The sequence below is a fragment of the Ensifer sp. genome (assembly GCF_035999135.1).
In the GTDB taxonomy this organism is placed as follows: domain Bacteria; phylum Pseudomonadota; class Alphaproteobacteria; order Rhizobiales; family Rhizobiaceae; genus Ensifer.
In genome coordinates, this window is record NZ_DASYGZ010000058.1 from 29,304 (window position 1) to 46,548 (window position 17,245).

14 protein-coding genes and 1 riboswitch are annotated in these 17,245 nt (G+C 63.5%); of the genes, 6 read left to right on the forward strand and 8 right to left on the reverse strand.

Going from position 1 to position 17,245, the window contains the following annotated elements; translation table 11 throughout:
- Positions 1 to 55: 55 nt before the first annotated feature.
- The 3 genes from cobW to VGO12_RS06075 all read right to left on the reverse strand — a co-directional run bounded on the left by cobW (position 56) and on the right by VGO12_RS06075 (position 3,741).
- Positions 56 to 1,120, reverse strand: coding sequence for a cobalamin biosynthesis protein CobW (gene cobW / locus VGO12_RS06065; RefSeq protein ID WP_327511828.1), 1,065 nt, complete (start codon positions 1,118 to 1,120; stop codon positions 56 to 58).
- A gap of 3 nt (positions 1,121 to 1,123) precedes the next feature.
- Entirely contained in the window at positions 1,124 to 1,648 is a 525-nt protein-coding gene (gene cobU / locus VGO12_RS06070; RefSeq protein WP_327511829.1) for a bifunctional adenosylcobinamide kinase/adenosylcobinamide-phosphate guanylyltransferase, read from the reverse strand.
- 134 nt (positions 1,649 to 1,782) lie between these two features.
- Positions 1,783 to 2,187, reverse strand: a riboswitch (cobalamin riboswitch).
- 96 nt (positions 2,188 to 2,283) lie between these two features.
- The gene (locus tag VGO12_RS06075; RefSeq protein WP_327511830.1) at positions 2,284 to 3,741 is read right to left on the reverse strand and encodes a cobyric acid synthase; all 1,458 of its coding nucleotides are present in this window, start codon (positions 3,739 to 3,741) and stop codon (positions 2,284 to 2,286) included.
- A gap of 248 nt (positions 3,742 to 3,989) precedes the next feature.
- On the opposite strand from VGO12_RS06075, the gene VGO12_RS06080 reads away from it, so the two are divergent.
- Positions 3,990 to 4,133: a hypothetical protein gene (locus VGO12_RS06080; RefSeq protein ID WP_327511831.1), complete on the forward strand. Its 144-nt coding sequence runs from the start codon at positions 3,990 to 3,992 to the stop codon at positions 4,131 to 4,133.
- Between the two features lie 125 nt (positions 4,134 to 4,258).
- Here the strand turns inward: VGO12_RS06080 and VGO12_RS06085 are convergent, their stop codons facing one another.
- Entirely contained in the window at positions 4,259 to 4,948 is a 690-nt protein-coding gene (locus VGO12_RS06085; RefSeq protein ID WP_327511832.1) for an alpha/beta hydrolase, read from the reverse strand.
- An 843-nt stretch (positions 4,949 to 5,791) separates the two neighbouring features.
- Between VGO12_RS06085 and VGO12_RS06090 the strand changes: the two genes are divergently transcribed.
- The 3 genes from VGO12_RS06090 to VGO12_RS06100 all read left to right on the forward strand — a co-directional run bounded on the left by VGO12_RS06090 (position 5,792) and on the right by VGO12_RS06100 (position 9,033).
- Entirely contained in the window at positions 5,792 to 6,790 is a 999-nt protein-coding gene (locus VGO12_RS06090) for an ABC transporter substrate-binding protein (protein WP_327511833.1), read from the forward strand.
- A gap of 292 nt (positions 6,791 to 7,082) precedes the next feature.
- The gene (locus tag VGO12_RS06095; protein ID WP_327511834.1) at positions 7,083 to 7,994 is read left to right on the forward strand and encodes a proline/glycine betaine ABC transporter permease; all 912 of its coding nucleotides are present in this window, start codon (positions 7,083 to 7,085) and stop codon (positions 7,992 to 7,994) included.
- Positions 7,987 to 9,033 carry a glycine betaine/L-proline ABC transporter ATP-binding protein gene (locus VGO12_RS06100; protein ID WP_327511835.1) on the forward strand — a complete coding sequence of 349 codons (1,047 nt, stop codon included), beginning with the start codon at positions 7,987 to 7,989 and terminating at the stop codon, positions 9,031 to 9,033. Before VGO12_RS06095 ends, VGO12_RS06100 begins: the two co-directional genes overlap by 8 nt.
- Positions 9,034 to 9,307: 274 nt before the next feature.
- Here VGO12_RS06100 and VGO12_RS06105 read toward each other — a convergent pair whose 3' ends face one another.
- A complete protein-coding gene (locus tag VGO12_RS06105; RefSeq protein ID WP_327511836.1) occupies positions 9,308 to 10,180 on the reverse strand; it encodes a D-alanyl-D-alanine carboxypeptidase family protein in 873 nt (290 codons plus the stop codon).
- A gap of 373 nt (positions 10,181 to 10,553) precedes the next feature.
- Here VGO12_RS06105 and VGO12_RS06110 point away from each other — a divergent pair, with 373 nt between their 5' ends.
- Positions 10,554 to 11,897, forward strand: coding sequence for an O-antigen ligase (locus tag VGO12_RS06110; RefSeq protein WP_327511837.1), 1,344 nt, complete (start codon positions 10,554 to 10,556; stop codon positions 11,895 to 11,897).
- Between the two features lie 83 nt (positions 11,898 to 11,980).
- Positions 11,981 to 12,997, forward strand: a complete 1,017-nt coding sequence (gene bmt, locus VGO12_RS06115; RefSeq protein ID WP_327511838.1) for a betaine--homocysteine S-methyltransferase — start codon at positions 11,981 to 11,983, stop codon at positions 12,995 to 12,997.
- A 102-nt stretch (positions 12,998 to 13,099) separates the two neighbouring features.
- Here bmt and VGO12_RS06120 read toward each other — a convergent pair whose 3' ends face one another.
- The 3 genes from VGO12_RS06120 to VGO12_RS06130 form a co-directional block, all read right to left on the reverse strand.
- The gene (locus tag VGO12_RS06120; RefSeq protein ID WP_327511839.1) at positions 13,100 to 15,067 is read right to left on the reverse strand and encodes an acyltransferase family protein; all 1,968 of its coding nucleotides are present in this window, start codon (positions 15,065 to 15,067) and stop codon (positions 13,100 to 13,102) included.
- A gap of 179 nt (positions 15,068 to 15,246) precedes the next feature.
- Entirely contained in the window at positions 15,247 to 16,377 is a 1,131-nt protein-coding gene (locus VGO12_RS06125) for a pyridoxal phosphate-dependent aminotransferase (RefSeq protein ID WP_327511840.1), read from the reverse strand.
- Between the two features lie 120 nt (positions 16,378 to 16,497).
- Positions 16,498 to 17,136: a helix-turn-helix transcriptional regulator gene (locus VGO12_RS06130; protein WP_327511841.1), complete on the reverse strand. Its 639-nt coding sequence runs from the start codon at positions 17,134 to 17,136 to the stop codon at positions 16,498 to 16,500.
- Between the last annotated feature and the right edge of the window lie 109 nt (positions 17,137 to 17,245).

A 17,245-nucleotide genomic window follows, 5' to 3' on the forward strand; every position in this document is an offset into this window, starting at 1 on the left:
TACCGGGCGTGCGGCACGAAGCAGCCTCGGCCCGGTGCGGCGTCATTTCGAAGTGTCAGACGAGTGCTGCGATCGCAGCGCGCACCGCAGCCTCATCCATGTCGTGCAGGCCGATGACGACGAGGCGCGTGCCGCGCTTTTCGCCAGCAGCCCAGGCGCGGTCGTAATACTGGTCGATGCGGGCGCCGACCGCCTGGATCAGGAGGCGCATCGGCTTGCCGGGCACATCGGCAAAACCCTTGAGGCGCAGCACGTCATGCTCGGCGATGACGCCCTTGAGGCGATCGATGAAGGCATTGGGATCGGCGATCGCGCCGAGTTCGACGACGAAGCTGTCGAACTCGTCGTGGTCGTGCTCTTCGCCCGCCTCATGCTCCATCTCGTGATGCGACTTGCGGTTGGCGATATCGCTTTCGGTGCCGACGCCGAGGCCGAGCAGGATGGCGGCTGCCACCTCGCCGTTCTTTGCCTCGATCATCGTCGGCTTGCGGCTGGTGCGCGAGGCGACTTCTTCGCGCACGGCCTTCAGGCCCGAAGCGTCGATCAGGTCGGTCTTGTTGAGAACGATGAGGTCGGCAGCCGTCAGCTGGTCCTCGAACAGTTCCTCGATCGGGCTTTCATGGTCGAGATTGTCGTCCTCGACGCGCAGCGCATCGACCTTGTCGTGGTCGTCGGCAAAACGACCGGCGGCAACGGCAGCGCTGTCGACCACGGTGACGACGCCGTCGACGGTCACTTCGCTGCGGATGTCCGGCCAGTTGAAGGCGGCGATCAGCGGCTGCGGCAGCGCCAGGCCCGAGGTCTCGATGATGATATGATCCGGGCGCTTCTCGCGCTCGAGCAGCTTGGTCATGGTCGGGATGAAATCATCGGCAACCGTGCAGCAGATGCAGCCATTGGTGAGCTCGATGATGTCGTCCTCGGTGCAGGCTTCCGCGCCGCAGCCCTTAAGCACGTCGCCGTCGACGCCAAGATCGCCGAACTCGTTGATGATCAGCGCGATGCGCTTGCCGTCGGCGTTCTGCAAAAGGTTGCGGATCATCGTCGTCTTGCCGGCGCCGAGGAAGCCGGTGATGACGGTCGCCGGGATCTTGCCGTGGCTGGTTCTTGCGGTGGTCATAATTCAACCCTTCATTTTCAGCGGCAAACCGGCCGCGACAAAGTAAACTTCAGCGGATTTCTCCGCAACGATCTGGTGAAGCCGGCCGGCATGGTCGCGGAATTCGCGCGCCATGCGGTTCTCGGGCACGATGCCGAGGCCGACTTCATTGGAGACGAAAACGAGGCGCGCCTGCGCCTCGGGCAGATAGGCGGCAAGCGCTGCAAACTCCGCCCCGATGTCGCGCTCTTCGAGCATGAGATTGGTGACCCACAGGGTCAGGCAGTCGACAAGGACGATATGACCGGGGTTATCGATGCGTTGGAGCACACCAACGAGGTCGACAGGCTCTTCGTGCGTCGTCCAGCCTTCGCCTCGCCGCGTCCGGTGATGATCGATGCGATCGCGCATTTCGTCGTCCCAGGCGCGGCCCGTGGCGACATAATGCATGGCGAGACCGGACGCTTCGACCAGCCTCTCGGAAAAGCTCGATTTGCCGGAACGGGCGCCGCCAAGGACCAGGATCGGTCCGACGCTCTCATTGCTCATCGCCGCCGCCTCAGGAACCTGAGGTCATCGACAGATGGCAACAGCCGGTCAGCGCGCCTGCGGCGCGTTCGGAAAATGATCTGCGAGCCAAAACAACCTCCGTGATGGCGTTGGAGACAACGTCTCCTCGGGCGGAATGCCCATGCAGGATGGCAGGTCTCCTGGCTCACGGCGTCACGAGGCCCGGCATCGCCTCGCCCCGAAAGGGCGAGGTTCCGATGTCAGGACCCGAGCGGCCCGCCTCACCTTCCCGGCGTTTTTAAAAGTTCGTGAAAGGCGGACGATTCGTAGAAGAAGAGGCGTCCAACCCGGCTGATCACGAAGCCACGCCAGTGGCTTTTCCGGTTTGACTTCGACCTGCCCCGATTGCCCATGCAACCGGCCGACAGCCCGGCATCAAACCCGATGGCGAACCCTGACCGTTCTACAGTCGCGGGGTCGGCTGCGATGAGGATGCCCGATTTGGGTCCACCCGTCACATTCCCAATTATTCCCCCTGATCGCCACGACCGGGAGGAACCATCCAACGTCCGATGATTAGGAAGCGGGCAGCCCAAAGTCAATCGACGCTTGCGACGCCTCCCCGGCCGAGTTGCGCCACGCGACGATTTGTCGGCTGCGATCGGATTGGTGCGCTACCGCCCGAGCAGCCCGTCCAGCCAGCGCCGGTCGAGCACGGCTTCGAGCTCGTTCGCGACATCGTCGAGCGCCGCATCGACCGACTGGCGATAGTTGTTTGCGCCACCCTCGATACCGAAACTCTTCAGAAGCGCCGCGCGATAGGCATCGCTTGAAAACAGCCCGTGCAGATAGGTGCCCATCACCCGGCCATCGGACGACAGCGCGCCATCGGCGCGGTTGTCGATGCGCACCGAAGGGCGGTCGCAATCCGGCCCTTGCGTCCGGCCGAGATGGATTTCGTAGCCGTCGAGCGCCACGTCATGCTCCAGCGACCAGGCGCGACTGTTGCGCACGGTCTTCTCCGGCGCCATCTCGGTTTCGACGTCGAGCAGTCCGAGGCCTTCGACGTCACGCTCGCCGCCCTCGATGCCGAGCGGATCGGTCACGCCCCGTCCGAGCATCTGGTAGCCGCCGCAGATGCCGATCACCCTTCCGCCGCGGCGCACATGGCGCTGGAGGTCGCGATCCCAGCCCTGCGCCCTGAAGTCGATGAGGTCGCCGATCGTCGATTTCGAGCCGGGAATGACGACGAGGCCAGCATCCGCGGGGATCGGGTTTCCCGGCCGCACAAAGATGAGATCGACCTCCGGTTCGGCGGCGAGCGGATCGAGGTCGTCGAAATTGGCAATGCGCGACAGGACGGGTACTGCGACCTTCAGCGCCCGGCCTTTGCCCCGCGTCAGCTTTTCGAGCACGACAGAGTCTTCCGCCGGCAGCCGCGATGCCGCCTTCAGCCAGGGCACGACGCCGAAACACGGCCAGCCGGTGAAGCGGTGGACGGCGGCAATGCCGTCGTCAAACAACGTGACGTCGCCGCGGAACTTGTTGATGAGATAGCCCGTCACCATGCGCCGGTCTTCCTCGGGCAGGATCGCGTGCGTACCGACGAGCGACGCGATCACCCCGCCCCGATCGATGTCGCCGACGAGCACGACCGGAACGCCGGCGCGCGTCGCAAAACCCATATTGGCGATATCGCCGGCTCTGAGGTTGATTTCCGCCGGCGAACCCGCGCCTTCGACCACCACGAGATCGGCGCCCGCCGAAATCTCATCGAAGCTCTCCATCACCGCGCCGAGAAGCTTGGGTTTGAGCGCCTGGTATTCGCGCCCCTTCGCCTGCCCCGCCACCTTGCCCTGAACGACGATCTGGCTGCCGACGTCGGACTGCGGCTTCAAGAGCACCGGGTTCATGTGGATCGACGACGGCACGCGGGCGGCCATCGCCTGCAGCCATTGCGCCCGGCCGATCTCGCCGCCGTCGTCGGAAACGGCGGCGTTGTTCGACATGTTCTGCGGCTTGAACGGGCGGACCTTCAGGCCCTGATTGGCTGCGAGCCGGCAGAGCCCCGCCACCAGTACCGATTTTCCGACATCCGAGCCGGTTCCCTGCAACATGATCCTGCGTGTCATGCGGCATCGGTAACACCGAAACGCGCGGCGGCAAAGGTCTGTTTCGACACGATTTCGCCGCAATTGAGCCCTGCCGCTCACGCATTGTTTCCAGCCTTCGCAAGGCTTGTCGAAAATGTCGCGGTGGCTAGCCAAAATGCGACATCGCATGGCGAATTTGGCCTTCCGTTTTTCGCAGTGCACACCTATATCAGCGACATATCAACAAGCCCCGGAGCAAGGCCTCCGGCCTCTCAAGGTTTACGTCCATGCTGTACATCTTCAGCAAGCCCAATTTCGTCCAGATCGCCTGGAATTCCAAGGTTCCCGCCAGCCAGTCGCGCGTGCGCAACCTCGTGGTCGACGCCCCCTTCGGCCCGCTCGGTTTCATTCGCACCTCGAACGTCGGCTAAGCCGCGATCGGGCGATGTTCGCCCTTAAGAGCTCTCCTCCCGGAGCCTCCTCCAGCCGCCCCTCCAGGGGCGGTTTTTTTGTGCGCCAGCGACGCCGGGCGCAAGCACGCAATGCGACGCCGTGGCTAGCCCTGTTCAGCGATCAGCCGGCGGAGGATGGCGTTGATGGCGTCCGGACGCTCCAACGGCACATAGTGCCCGCAATCCGGAACGATATGGAGGGTGGCATCAGGCGCTGCGGCCGCCTGTTCGGCACTTCGTTGCGGCCCCGGCGCGCTGTCGTCGGCGCCGCTGACGACAGCGATCGGACCCTGAAACGCTGAGAGAGTGCGATCGCGGCTCTGTCGACCGTGAAAGGCGGCAACGCCGCGCGCAACCTCCAGCGGCGATTGGCGAAGTGCAATGCGCCTGACCGCGTCCTTCGCGCTCGCAGGGGCCTGCGGTGAAAGCAGCGGCTCCCACAGAGCACGATAGGCCTCGTCCATCCCCTTCTGATCAATCAAGGCGATCGCCCTGTCGCGCAGGTCGGGATCGGGCCGATGCCGAGCCTTGGTGCCGATGAGAACGAGCGCCGCCACCCGGTCAGGTGCGATGGCCGCGACCTCCAGGGCGCAGGACCCGCCGACCGAACAGCCGACGACGATCAGCCTTTCACCGGTCGCCTGGCCGAGCACCGCGCTCGCCCATGCCTCGACGCTGTCCCCAAGGCCATAGAGGGTCGGCGCATAAGCCGCGCCTGGAAGAAGGCCCATCTGGCCCGCCCACATCGAGCCATCGAGCGGAAGCGCGTGCAGGAACAGCAATTGCAGATTCACGACCGGCGAGCCCCTCCCGCAAGGCTCCCCTATCGGCAGCCGATGAACGGACAGATGTAATGCAAGGCAAAGAGCTACAGCGACCGTGACGCGCCTGACAAGATGGCCGCCGTCTGGAACAGTGGCCGCACGGCTGCGGCAAGGAGGGTTCCTGAAAATGCGAAGGCCGCATCAACCTCGCTGGGAGGGATGCGGCCGCCAAAAAAACGCCTGGTCACTTCGGAAAAACACCCCGAAGGTTCGCTCAAAGCCCGGGACGCTAAAACCTGATCCGGACCGGCGGCAGTCCCCCGCCGCGAGAAGAACAATTAGCTCGACATCGTTACCGGATGGTTATTGAAGATTTAACCAAAGGTGAATTCCGGCCTTTTTTGTAAATTTTTCGCGACATGCGCGACAAATCCGGTGGCGCAATCGCGACAGGAAACGTCAGGATCCGGACAGGGTTCGAAGTGACTCTGCTTCTCGCGCCGGTTTTTGCGGCAGGAATTGTCGCTATTGCTTAAATTAGACGCCTTTCACGGGCAAAAACGTCGCTCCAGCGATGTCGCATACAGAACGCATGTTCACGCGCGCCGCCCGCTCATCCGATTGAAGAGGTTGATTTCTCAACGAGAAACCTTAGGCTTGGCTGACGGTATAAGAGGAGATTGGCTGGCGACAGGGTTCCGCGGCCATGGGTAAAAGCGAACTCCCGCACCGTCCGCAGCAAGGGTGACCCTTGGCTTGTCCGATGCCGAACCTCACGCTGCATGAGTTGCTCCGGGTGACGGAGGACGCGTCGCGTCCCCCGTGGATTCCCGTTTGGATATTGGCTGCAAAAAGACTGGGAGGTCTTGCAACATGAAGAAACTCCTCGCTTCCACCATTCTCGCCGCGGGCCTTTATGCTCTGGCGGGCTCCGCCCAGGCTGCGGAATGCGGTGACGTCAGCATTGCCGAAATGAACTGGGCTTCCGCCGGCGTCGCCGCCCAGGTGGACAAGTTCATTCTGGAAAACGGCTACGGCTGCACCGTGACGCTGGTGACCGGCGACACCATGCCGACCTTTGCCTCGATGAACGAAAAGGCGCAGCCCGACATGGCGCCGGAACTCTGGGTCAACGCGGTGCGCACGCCGCTCGACGCGGCGATCAAGGAAGGCCGACTGATCGAAGCCGCACCTCTGCTCAGCGAAGGCGGCGTCGAAGGATGGTGGATCCCGAAATTCATCGCCGACGCGCATCCCGACATCAAGACGGTGCAGGATGCACTGAAGCATCCGGAACTGTTCCCGGCACCGGAAGATTCGTCGAAGGCTGCGGTTCACAATTGCCCGTCGGGCTGGAACTGCCAGGTCTCGACGGCCAATCTCTACAGGGCGCTGAATGCGGAAAAGGACGGCTTCCTTCTGGTTGACACCGGCTCGGCCGCCGGCCTCGACGGCTCGATCGCCAACGCCTTTGAAAAGAAGACCGGCTGGCTCGGCTACTACTGGGCGCCGACCGCCATCCTCGGCAAATACGAGATGACCCGCCTCTCCTTCGGCGTCGAGCACGACAAGGCCGATTGGGACGCCTGCACGGCCGTTCCGGACTGCCCGAACCCGAAGGTCAACTCCTACCCGGTCTCCGACGTCTACACGGTCGTGACCAAGTCCTTCTCCGAAAAGGCCAGCGTCGCCATGGACTATGTCAAGGTCCGCAAGTGGGACAACGGCACGGTCAACAAGGTTCTCGCCTGGATGGACCAGAACCAGGGCACGAACGAGGACGCGGCCAAGCACTTCCTCGAGGAGTTCCCCGACATGTGGACCAAGTGGGTGAGCCCGGACGTGGCCGAGAAGGTCAAGGCGGCACTCTGATCGCAATCTGACGGCGGGTGGAGCGGCGCAACAGGCCGCCTGCCCGCCGCGGCACCGTTCCACCACCGGAACCATGGCGCCTGCCTCAGGGTTGATTTGCGCGCGCATCGTTCCAGCGGCGGCGAACCGTGGCCCTTCGCGTCGCAATCAGTAAAGCGGGCGCCACATTTCGCTGACACATTTTAGAAGCCGGGACCCAGAGAGGTCACCCAAGTGTGCGCAAGCCTCGACCCTGGTCGAAGCCGAGACGCAACCGGCGACAACAAGACTTCCGGCCAAGAAGGGGAAACAAATGGCGTCCATCTGCAGTGTCTTGCCAGAGTTGCTCTGCAAGTTCCCTGCCATTGACGAGGGCATGATCCGCCTGGCGCGCAAGACCATCGACGACGGCTTCAAAGGCTTCGTCCGTTCTTATGGCGACGCCATCGACACGGTGGTCCAACCGCTTCAATGGTTCCTGAATTATCTGGAGGGCCTGTTCGTCGGCTCTCCCTGGATCGTCATCCTGGTGCTCATGGTCGCGGTCGTCTATTTCGGTAGCCGCAACATCAACATCACCATCGGTACGGCGCTGTCGATGATCGCCATCGGCCTCGTCGGATTGTGGAACGACACGATGATCACGCTTGCGATGGTCACCGTCTGCACGCTGATTTCGATCCTGATCGGTATTCCGATCGGCATCCTGATGGCGCGTTCTGAGCGGGTGCAGGCGATCGTCAACCCGATCCTAGACGTGATGCAGACGATGCCGAGCTTCGTCTACCTGATCCCGGTCGTCATGATCTTCGGCATCGGCAAGGTGCCGGGCCTGATCGCCGTGGTCATCTATGCGGTGCCGCCGATGATCCGTCTCACCAACCTCGGCATCCGGCTCGTCGACAAGGAGGTCCTGGAAGCGGCCGACGCGTTCGGCTCGTCCACGTGGCAGAAACTGAAAAACGTTCAGATGCCGCTGGCGCTGCCCACCATCATGGCCGGTATCAACCAGACGATCATGATGTCGCTGGCGATGGTCGTCGTTGCATCGATGATTGGTGTCGGCGGTCTCGGCAAGAACGTGCTGCAGGCGATCGCCAACCAGTTCTTCACCGTCGGCTTCCTCAACGGTTTTGCCCTGGTAGGCATCGCCATCATTTTCGACCGCACCAGCCAGGCCTTCGGCAAGCGGCTGCAGAAGCACTCGGAGGTTATCCATGGCTAGTCACGCGATCGAGGTGAAGAACCTCTACAAGATCTTCGGGCCCAACGGCGGCGCCTATGTCGACGCCGTCAAGAAGGGCATGGGCAAGGCCGAGCTCAACGAGCAGCACGGTCACGTGCTCGGCCTCCAGGACATCAACATCTCCATGCCTGCCGGTGCCGTCACGGTGGTGATGGGGCTTTCGGGTTCCGGCAAGTCGACGCTCATCCGCCACATCAACCGGCTGATCGACCCGACGGCGGGCGAAGTGCTCTATGACGGCGTCGACGTCTGCAAGATGAACGAGAATGCCCTCAGGGAATTCCGCCGCCACAAGACGGCGATGGTGTTCCAGAAATTCGCGCTGCTGCCGCACCGCACCGTGCTCGACAACACTGTCTACGGGCTGGAGATCCAGGGCGTCGAGCGCAAGGACAGCGAAAAGCGCGCCCGCGGCTGGATCGAACGCGTCGGCCTGAAGGGCTTCGAGAACCACTTCCCGAACCAGCTTTCAGGCGGCATGCAGCAGCGCGTCGGCCTTGCCCGTGCGCTCACCAACGATGCCGACATCCTTCTGATGGACGAGGCCTATTCCGCACTCGACCCGCTGATCCGCGTCGACATGCAGACGGTGCTGCTCGACCTGCAGAAGGAACTGAAGAAGACGGTTGTCTTCATCACCCACGACCTCGACGAGGCGCTGCGCCTCGGCGACAAGATCGCCATCCTGCGCGATGGCCGCGTGGTGCAGCAGGGCACCGGCCAGGAGATCGTGCTTTCGCCTGCCGACGACTACATCACCGCCTTCGTCAAAGAAGTGAACCGTGGCCGGGTGATCAATGTCGAGACCATCATGCGGCCGCTGTCGGGCAATGCCGAGGGCGTGCCGCTGGTGACAGGAACGGTCTTGGAATCGGCCGCCCGCACCATGACCGCAGCCCGCGTCGCAACCGCCCATGTGGTCGACGAAAACGGCCGGCCAATCGGCGCCCTCGACCTCTCGGCCATCATCTCCGCCATGGTCACCCCCGTCAGCCATGACGACAGGAAGGCGGCCTGAGGCGTTACGCAGGTTACCGAAGAGCAACCGACCCTCATCCGCGCGGTGAGGACTGCCCCTCATCCGCCTGCCCGCACCTTCTCCCCGTTTGGACGGGGAGAAGGGACACGCGGCAACGTCGCAATCCGTCCGACAAGAGCTTATGAATCACCCGGCCAAGTTCTGGCGGCCCGCAACAGTTCTCGTCCCCTCGCCCCGCCTGCGGGGAGAGGGTTAGTCCTCGGGCTAAACCCGAGGAGAGGGGCAAACCCTCAACGAAAACCGCATGAGGAGATCAGTTCGTCGTGGTGGTCGTCGTCGCCGTCGCGGCCGCCGGTTCGGCGATGCTGGCGGCGCTGGCCTCGTCCTTCGGCGGCAGGAACTTGTCGAGGAGCGCGATCATCTCGTCGTCACGCGCCTGCGCTGTCTTGCCGCCCATGACGACGGCGACGAGGCGTGTGCCGTTGCGCTTGGCCGAGGTGACGAGATTGTAGCCGGATGCATCGGTATAGCCGGTCTTGATGCCGTCGACGCCCTCGTAGCGCTTCATCACATTGTTGTGGCCGCGCAGCTTCATGCCGCGAAACTCGATCGTCTTGTTGGCGAAGAGCTGGAATTCCTGCGGATAATCGCGCATCAGCGCGAGACCGAGCGTCGCCATGTCGCGCGCCGTGGTCACCTGGGCCGGGTCAGGCAGGCCGTTGGCGTTCTTGAAGACGGTGCTGTTCATGCCGAGGGTCTTGGCCTTGCGGGTCATCATCTCGCCAAAGGCGGTCTCGTTGCCGGCGAGCGTCTCGCCGATGACGACGGCGGCGTCATTGGCCGAAAGCACGACCATGCCCATGACCGCTTCGCGCACGGTGATCTGGCGACCGGCGCCCACGGCAAGCTTGAAGGGCTCGAGGCTGTTGGCGTGCTCGGACACGGTCAGCTTCTGATCCCATGCCAGGGTGCCGTTCTTCAGCGCTTCGAACGCGAGGTACAGCGTCATCATCTTGGTCAGCGATGCCGGGTAGTTCAGTTCGTCGGCGTTGTCGGCCTCGAGGATGGAGCCGGTCTCGGCATTGACGACAAAGTGGGCCTGCCCGGCTGCGGCAAAGGATGCGCTGCCAAGGAGCAGGCTGACGGAGACCGCGGCGGACGCGACCATACGGTAAAGGGACTGCATATCGTGTTTTCTCGTTTCGACGCTATCGAACGACCTCGGGACGAAAATCGTGATCGAATTATGGAAGACATGCCGCTGAATACGGCAACGGCCGCATTTTCTGACGGCCGGGACACTCCCCACCTTTTTAAGGGCACGAAGCCCGTGCGGCAAGCACCTGCGGCAATCGGCGCGGAAATATCCGTGGGCGTGGCGCGAAGGTCCCGCAGGGCGGCGGCAGCACTCGCTTGCCCGCTTCACCGAGACTTAACCTGATTGCGCCAAGCTGCATCCCGATCCCTGCCCGGCCCGGCCGCCTGATTGGCCTCGGAAGGAGCCAATCTCGACGCCGCAAGAACCGCGGCAGCCCTGCCTCACCCGTTTCGGCGCCGCCATGCATTCGAACCCAGCCACGGCCAGTCTTTCCAGCGAGCGGCACAAGGTGCCCGCCGCCGTCGATGCCGGCCTTGTCGAACTCGTTCACGGTCTCGCCGCGCTTTTGTCCGGGCTCGGCCTGTTCCTCATCGTCTTTACGCTGATCCCGTTTCAGGCCGGGGTGGAGACGGACCCGAATGCCGCCAACGATGGCAACATCATCAACCAGATCGGCTACCTGGTGCTGGGCGCGGTCTATCTCTTTGCGATGATGCTGACGGTCGACCGTCGCGTGCTGTCGCGCCTCGTCTCGCCGTCCTGGATCGCCATCTTCGCGATCGCCTATCTCTCCTGCCTGCAATCCTACGACCCTGCCGCCTCGGCCCGCGGCCTGACGCTCAGCCTTGTCGCGATGATCATGGTCGCCGGCGTCCTGGTGCTGCCGAAGAGCGAGAAGGATTTCGTCAATGCCGGCGCCAACGCGATCCTCATCCTGATCCTGATCGACTATGCGGCGCTGTTCGTTGCGCCCGATCGCGCCATTCATTCGGCCGCGGGCGGCGAGCCCTGGCATGCCGGCTTCTGGCGCGGGCACCTGCTGCACAAGAACGTCTCGGCGCCGGTGTTTTCGATCCTGTGCATGTTCGGCATCTACTGCCTGCGCGCCGGCGCGCCGTTGCGCGGCTGGGCGATCACGCTGCTGGCCGCCAATTTCGTGCTTCATACCGGCTCGAAGACGACCATCGGTTTCCTGCCGATCGCGATCGGCCTCGTGCTTGCCGGGCGCGCCGTGCGCAGCCCCGGACTGATGATCCTTGCCCATCTCGCCATGTCGGTGCTGGTCTTCGGCCTGACGCTCGGCACCATCTATTCCGACACGCTTTACGCCATCACCAAGGCGCTGATCGACGATCCGACCTTTACCGGCCGCGACGACATCTGGAAGTTTGCAAGCGAAAGTATCGCCGAGCGTCCCTGGCTCGGCCAGGGCTATGCGAGCTTCTGGCTGTCGCCTGTCATCATGGGGCTGGAAGCCAATTTCGAAGCGAGCTGGGACGTGCGCGGCATCGTGACCGGCCACAACAGCTATCTCGACGCGGTGCTGATGTTCGGCGTTCCCGGCGGCATCCTGATGACGCTGCTCCTCTTCGTCAAACCGCTCTTCGACTATGCCCGGGCCTATCGCCGCCCGCAGGCCCGGATCTTTGCCGACTTCTGCGTCATGGTGGTGATCTTCATGACCTACAACGCCATGCTCGAAAGCTTCTTCCTCAACCGCGCCGACCCGATGTGGCTCCTGACAGCGCTCGCGGTCTTCGGGCTCGGCCTTGCCGGCCGCATGAGCCTGCGTGCTCAACAATAGTCGCGGTACGGGCGCGAACAGCTTGCAAAGACATAAAGATATCTTTATATCTCTCTGCATCCTCTTCTAGCCGGGAAAAACCGATGACCGCAGCGACGAATGCCCTCTCCGCCCTGCTTGCCGAAAAAGGCGTGCTTCTTGCCGATGGTGCGACCGGCACCTCGCTGTTCGCCATGGGCCTGGAGGCCGGCGAAGCGCCGGAACTCTGGAACGAGACGAAGCCGGAGAACATCACCAAGCTGCACCAGGACTTCGTCGACGCCGGCGCCGACATCATCCTCACCAACACCTTCGGCGGCACCCGTCACCGCCTGAAGCTGCACCAGGCGGACGACCGCGTGCATGCGCTCAACAAGCGCGCCGCCGAGATCGCCCGCGCCGTTGCCGACAAGGCGTCGCGCAAGGTCATCACCGCCGGCTCCGTCGGCCCGACCGGCGAACTGCTGATCCCGCTCGGCGCGCTTTCCTATGAAGATGCGGTATCCGCCTTCGTCGAGCAGATCGAGGGCCTGAAGGCCGGTGGCGCCGAAGTCGCCTGGATCGAGACCATGTCGGCTCCGGACGAGATCCGTGCGGCGGCCGAAGCTGCGATCAAGGTCGGAATGCCCTATGTCTATACCGGCTCGTTCGACACCGCCGGCAAGACCATGATGGGCCTGCACCCGAAGGACATTCACGGCGTTGCCGGCGACCTCGGCAACGGCCCGCTCGCCGTCGGCGCCAATTGCGGTGTCGGCGCCTCCGACATCCTGTCCTCGCTGCTCGACATGACCGAAGCAGCGCCCGGGGCAACCGTGATCGTCAAGGGCAACTGCGGCATCCCGGAATTCCGCGGCTCGGAGATCCACTATTCCGGCACGCCGCCGCTGATGGCCGAATATGTGCGGCTTGCGGCCGACGCCGGCGCAAAGATCATCGGCGGCTGCTGCGGCACGACCTGCGACCACCTCGCCGCCATGCGGGTGGCGCTCGACGCGCATCAGCGCCGCGAACGCCCGACCCTCGAGGTGATTATCGAGAAGATCGGCCCCTTGCGCAACAAGACGGCCAACGAGACGCCTGCCGCCCCGAGCCGCGAGCGCCGCAGCCGCCGCGCCTGATCGCGCGGGCATAAGGACCGGCCAGAACCAGAACGCCCCGGCATCTCAAGGATCCGGGGCGTTTGTCGTTTCAAAATGCCGCTTGCCGGGCATGCACGGCCCTCAGAGCCCCACGCCGCCGTTGGGAGCCGGCTCGCCCGCCCGTTGCGATGGGCCTGGCCCCTTGGCGGCGCCAACGAAGGTGCCGTAGAAGTCGAAGGCACGCCCCAGCTGGCGTGACCCCTGGGCCGAGAAATGCCCGGCGTCCTCGAAGAGGCCGACGCCATTGTCCTTCACCTTGCAACTGTCGGCGTCGCAGAGATAGTCCATGAAACTGACGACGGGATACTCGTCGGCGATATCGGCAACGACCGTCAGGACGTCGCGATCGTGAGCCCGCACCTGCGTCAGCTCAAGCTCGCACCGCTCGGTCGGCTGCCCGAGCAGCGTGGCGCGCGCCACACACAATCCGGTGTCGCGACCATCATGCGGGGTCGGCGCCACAAAGACGGCTTCAAAACCGTTTGCCTTCAGCCAGCCCAGCGTTTCCCGCAAGCCGTCGCCCAGGAGCTTGATCTGCGACGGCACTTCCCGACGGCCGCCGACGAGGACCTTCTCCTCGTCGAGATACTGGCTGAGCTGAGACGACAGGATGACATAGCGGATCGATCGATGAGCGAGCAGAAAGCGGCGGACGTCGTCGTTGAAGCGGGAGCAATCGTCCGACCAGTCGCGGCCAAGCCGCGGAAGAATGGGCGCGAGGCTGACGAACGGTCCGCAATTGTTCTTGGCGAGTTGCACCAGGCGCACATCGGGCCTGGAGGCGATGACACCGTCGACGAGATGACGGGCGAAGGAATCCCCCCACACCGCCACCTCAGGGGTCGGGCTGGTGGCGCAGCGCAGATCCGTAACCGCGTCGCACGTCTTTCCAAGGCCGACGCTCGGCCGGGTCAGTTCCGCGAGCTGGCGATTGCGCGCGACGAGCCCATCGCTACCGTCCAAGCCGAAACCGAGTGCGATCGCCGCCGACCCTGCCGCAAGCGTCGCCCCGAAGATCGCGCCGCGGCCGAAGCGTTCGCGCTTGCGGAACGGCTGCTCGACGAAACGCCAGCTGAGATAGGCAAGCGTAAAGCACAGCACCAGCAGCAGCGCGTAGCCCGAAGCCGGGATCTCCTCGATCGCCCGCAGCCGCGCAAATGCAAAGACCGGCTGGTGCCAGAGATAGAGGCTGTAGCTGATGAGGCCGATGGCGACCAGCGGCTTCAGCGACAGCATCTTGCCGACAAGGGTATCGCCGCGGGCAAAGGCAAGAACCAGCGCCGTGCCGAGCACCACCGGCACCGTGGTCCAGCCGGGGTAAAAGGCCGATTCCTTGACCAGGGCATAGCTTGCAACGATCAGGACAAGCCCGAGGGCGGACAGCAGCTCGCGATGGCCTCGCGCCAGATCGAGCTTCTCAGCGCCAACGAGCGCCAGGAGCGCACCGACGCCCAGTTCCCAGAAGCGGCTTGGCAGCAGATAGAAGTTTGCCGCCGGGTCGATATCCGCCAGCACCTGGGTGACGGCGAAACTCGCGATCACCAGGGCGGCAACAACCTTCAGCATCTGGGCGGCGGAGAAACGGCGCAGCAGGATGAGGAGCAGTGGAAACACGACATAGAACTGCTCCTCCACCGCCAGCGACCAGGTGTGCAACAGCGGTATCAGGTCGGTGCTCGGCGCAAAATATCCGGTCTGGTCCCAGAACAGGAAGTTCGAGGCAAACAGGTTGACCGCATAGAGGCTCTTGCCGAAATTGTTGAGCTCTCCCGGCAGCATCCACAAAAGCGCGAACGGGATCGAGACGGCGCACACGACAAGCAGCGCCGGCGCCAGGCGCCGCGCCCGTCGCTCATAAAACGAGACGATGCTGAAGCTGCCGTCCCGGATTTCGCGGTGAATGATTGCGGTAATCAGGTAGCCGCTGATGACGAAGAACACGTCAACGCCGGCAAAACCGCCTGCAATGAAGCTGAAACCGGCATGGAAGAGAAGCACGGGAACCACGGCCAAGGCGCGCAGTCCATCAATTTCGGGTCTGTAATGCATCGATGCGAAGATACTCAGGCGGCATGAACGGCGCTGGGTAACACGCCGCTAATATTCAGGCTATTGAGGCCCCTGTTCTATCCACATCTGCGCACTTTCTAAGGCAAAGGCGTTACCAAGATCAGGAAAACGGGCCGCAAACGATCGCAACACAGCCCCATGGCCACGCCGGCCCGCCATTATCCCGACACGTGCCGACGCCAGGCGGCGAGCCCGACCTCGATATCCTTGCGACCGAAGCCGACGCGAAAGCGATCGGTGGCGACACTCAGGAGATCGGAAACGAACAGGCTTGACGGCAGGAGCAGGACACCCGCCTCCTCGACCAGGCTGCGGCAATGGGCCTCGACCCCGTCAGCCCCGAGATAGCGGGCAAAACCGACGCAACCGCCGTCGGGCGCCTGCCATTCGTAAAGATCCGGGAACTCCGCAAAGAACGCGCCGAGTTTTGCAAGATTGGCCGACACAAGCGCCCGGTTTCGCTCAAGAATCGTCGCTCGCGCCTTCAGCGCGATCGTTGCCAGCACTTCCGACGGCCGCGAATTGCAGATCGACAGATAGTGCTTCATCTTTTCCATGCGCTCGAGCAACTGATGGTCGCGGCAGGCGATCCAGCCGATCCTCAAGCCCGGCAGGCCATAGGCCTTGGACATGACGTTGAGCGAGATTCCGCGCTCGAAGAGGTCTGCTGCCTGTGGCAGGCGCAGGGCCGCATCCCGCTCCAGCCCGCGATAGACCTCGTCGCTGAAGAGATGGATGCCGCGCTCGGCGCAAAGGGTCGAAAGCGCTGCGAATGTCTCCTGGTCGGCAATGGCGCCGGTCGGATTGTTCGGGAAATTGACGCAGATAAGTTTCGTGTTGGGACGCAGGGCCGCGCGCACGTCGGCGATATCGAGCCGCCAGCCGTTCTCAGGGCGAAGGGGCACGCCGGTGACGGAGCCGGCGATGGTCACTGGAAGGGTCTCCATCGACTGATAGTTCGGCACCGTCACGATCGCATGGTCTTCCGGGCCAAGCAGCGCCAGCATGGCGCAGTATAGCCCTTCTTCCGCACCGGCAAAGCAGAGGATATCGGCGGCCGTGAGCCGCTCATAGGTTGCGGCGATCGCGGCCCGCAGCGCCGGGGCGCCGTAGGTCTCGGTATAGCCGAGCGTCACGCCCTCCCAGGCGGCGCGATCCTCGTCATCGGCCAGCGCCAGAAGCTCGCTCATGGCCATGGTCTGGCTGTCGCTCGCCGTCATGTGATGGCGGGCGCTGAATTCCCAGCGCGAAAAGTGGGTTTCGAGCCGGAAATCGGGCAAGGTAGTCATGGTTGGATACCCTTCTGTTGCCGCGTCTGGCGGCACGGGAAAACGATTGAAATTCAGACGATTACATCAGGAACATAAAGCTCCGACCGATGGGAACCGTCGGTCCGGTTGGAACGATTCCTACCCGGAGGCCTCGCCGCGCACCGCGGCGAGGTAATTGTAGATCGAAGCGCGCGAGGCGCCGATCAGGCTTGCCAGGTGATCGACGGCATTGCGGGTCTGGAAGAGCCCCCGTTCATCGAGCGCGGCCACGAGGGCGACGCGGTCGGCGCGCTTCAGCGCGGCAAGCGCCAGTCCGCGCGCCTTCAGCCAGCCATGCAGCGTCGCATTGATTTCCTCGCGCCAGTCGCTTGAAAACAGCGCCTGCGGCCGTGGCTGCTCGGCGCCGGCGAAGGCAGAAAGCAGTTTCACCGCATGATCGATCATCGAGACATCGAGATTGATGCACAAAAGACCGATCGCCGTTCCGTTCCCGTCGCGCAAAACGGCGGAAATCGATTTGAAGCGCCGGCCGTCGGCCCCGGTCTTCTCGTAGGGACCAAGCACGGCTTCGTCGTGGCCGAACGCGCTGAATTCGGGCTCGTTCAAGGAATCGTCTCCGACCGCACGACCGGAAAAGCAGTTCCAGATCGCGGCGATCCGGCCCGTCTTCAGGTCATGCAGCACGACCTCCCCGTGCGGATAGAGCAAGGCGCTGATGGCAGCGCCGGTCGGGGCATGCAGGAAGAGGTCGGCTGGGACGGCGGGGGCGATGTTCATGCACCCGGTTTCGTCGAAATTGGATAAATTGTCAATATTGGACAATATGAATAAATTCACGGCTTCTGTGATGCTTGCACCGCCACCCAAGCTCGCCTATCCCCGATTA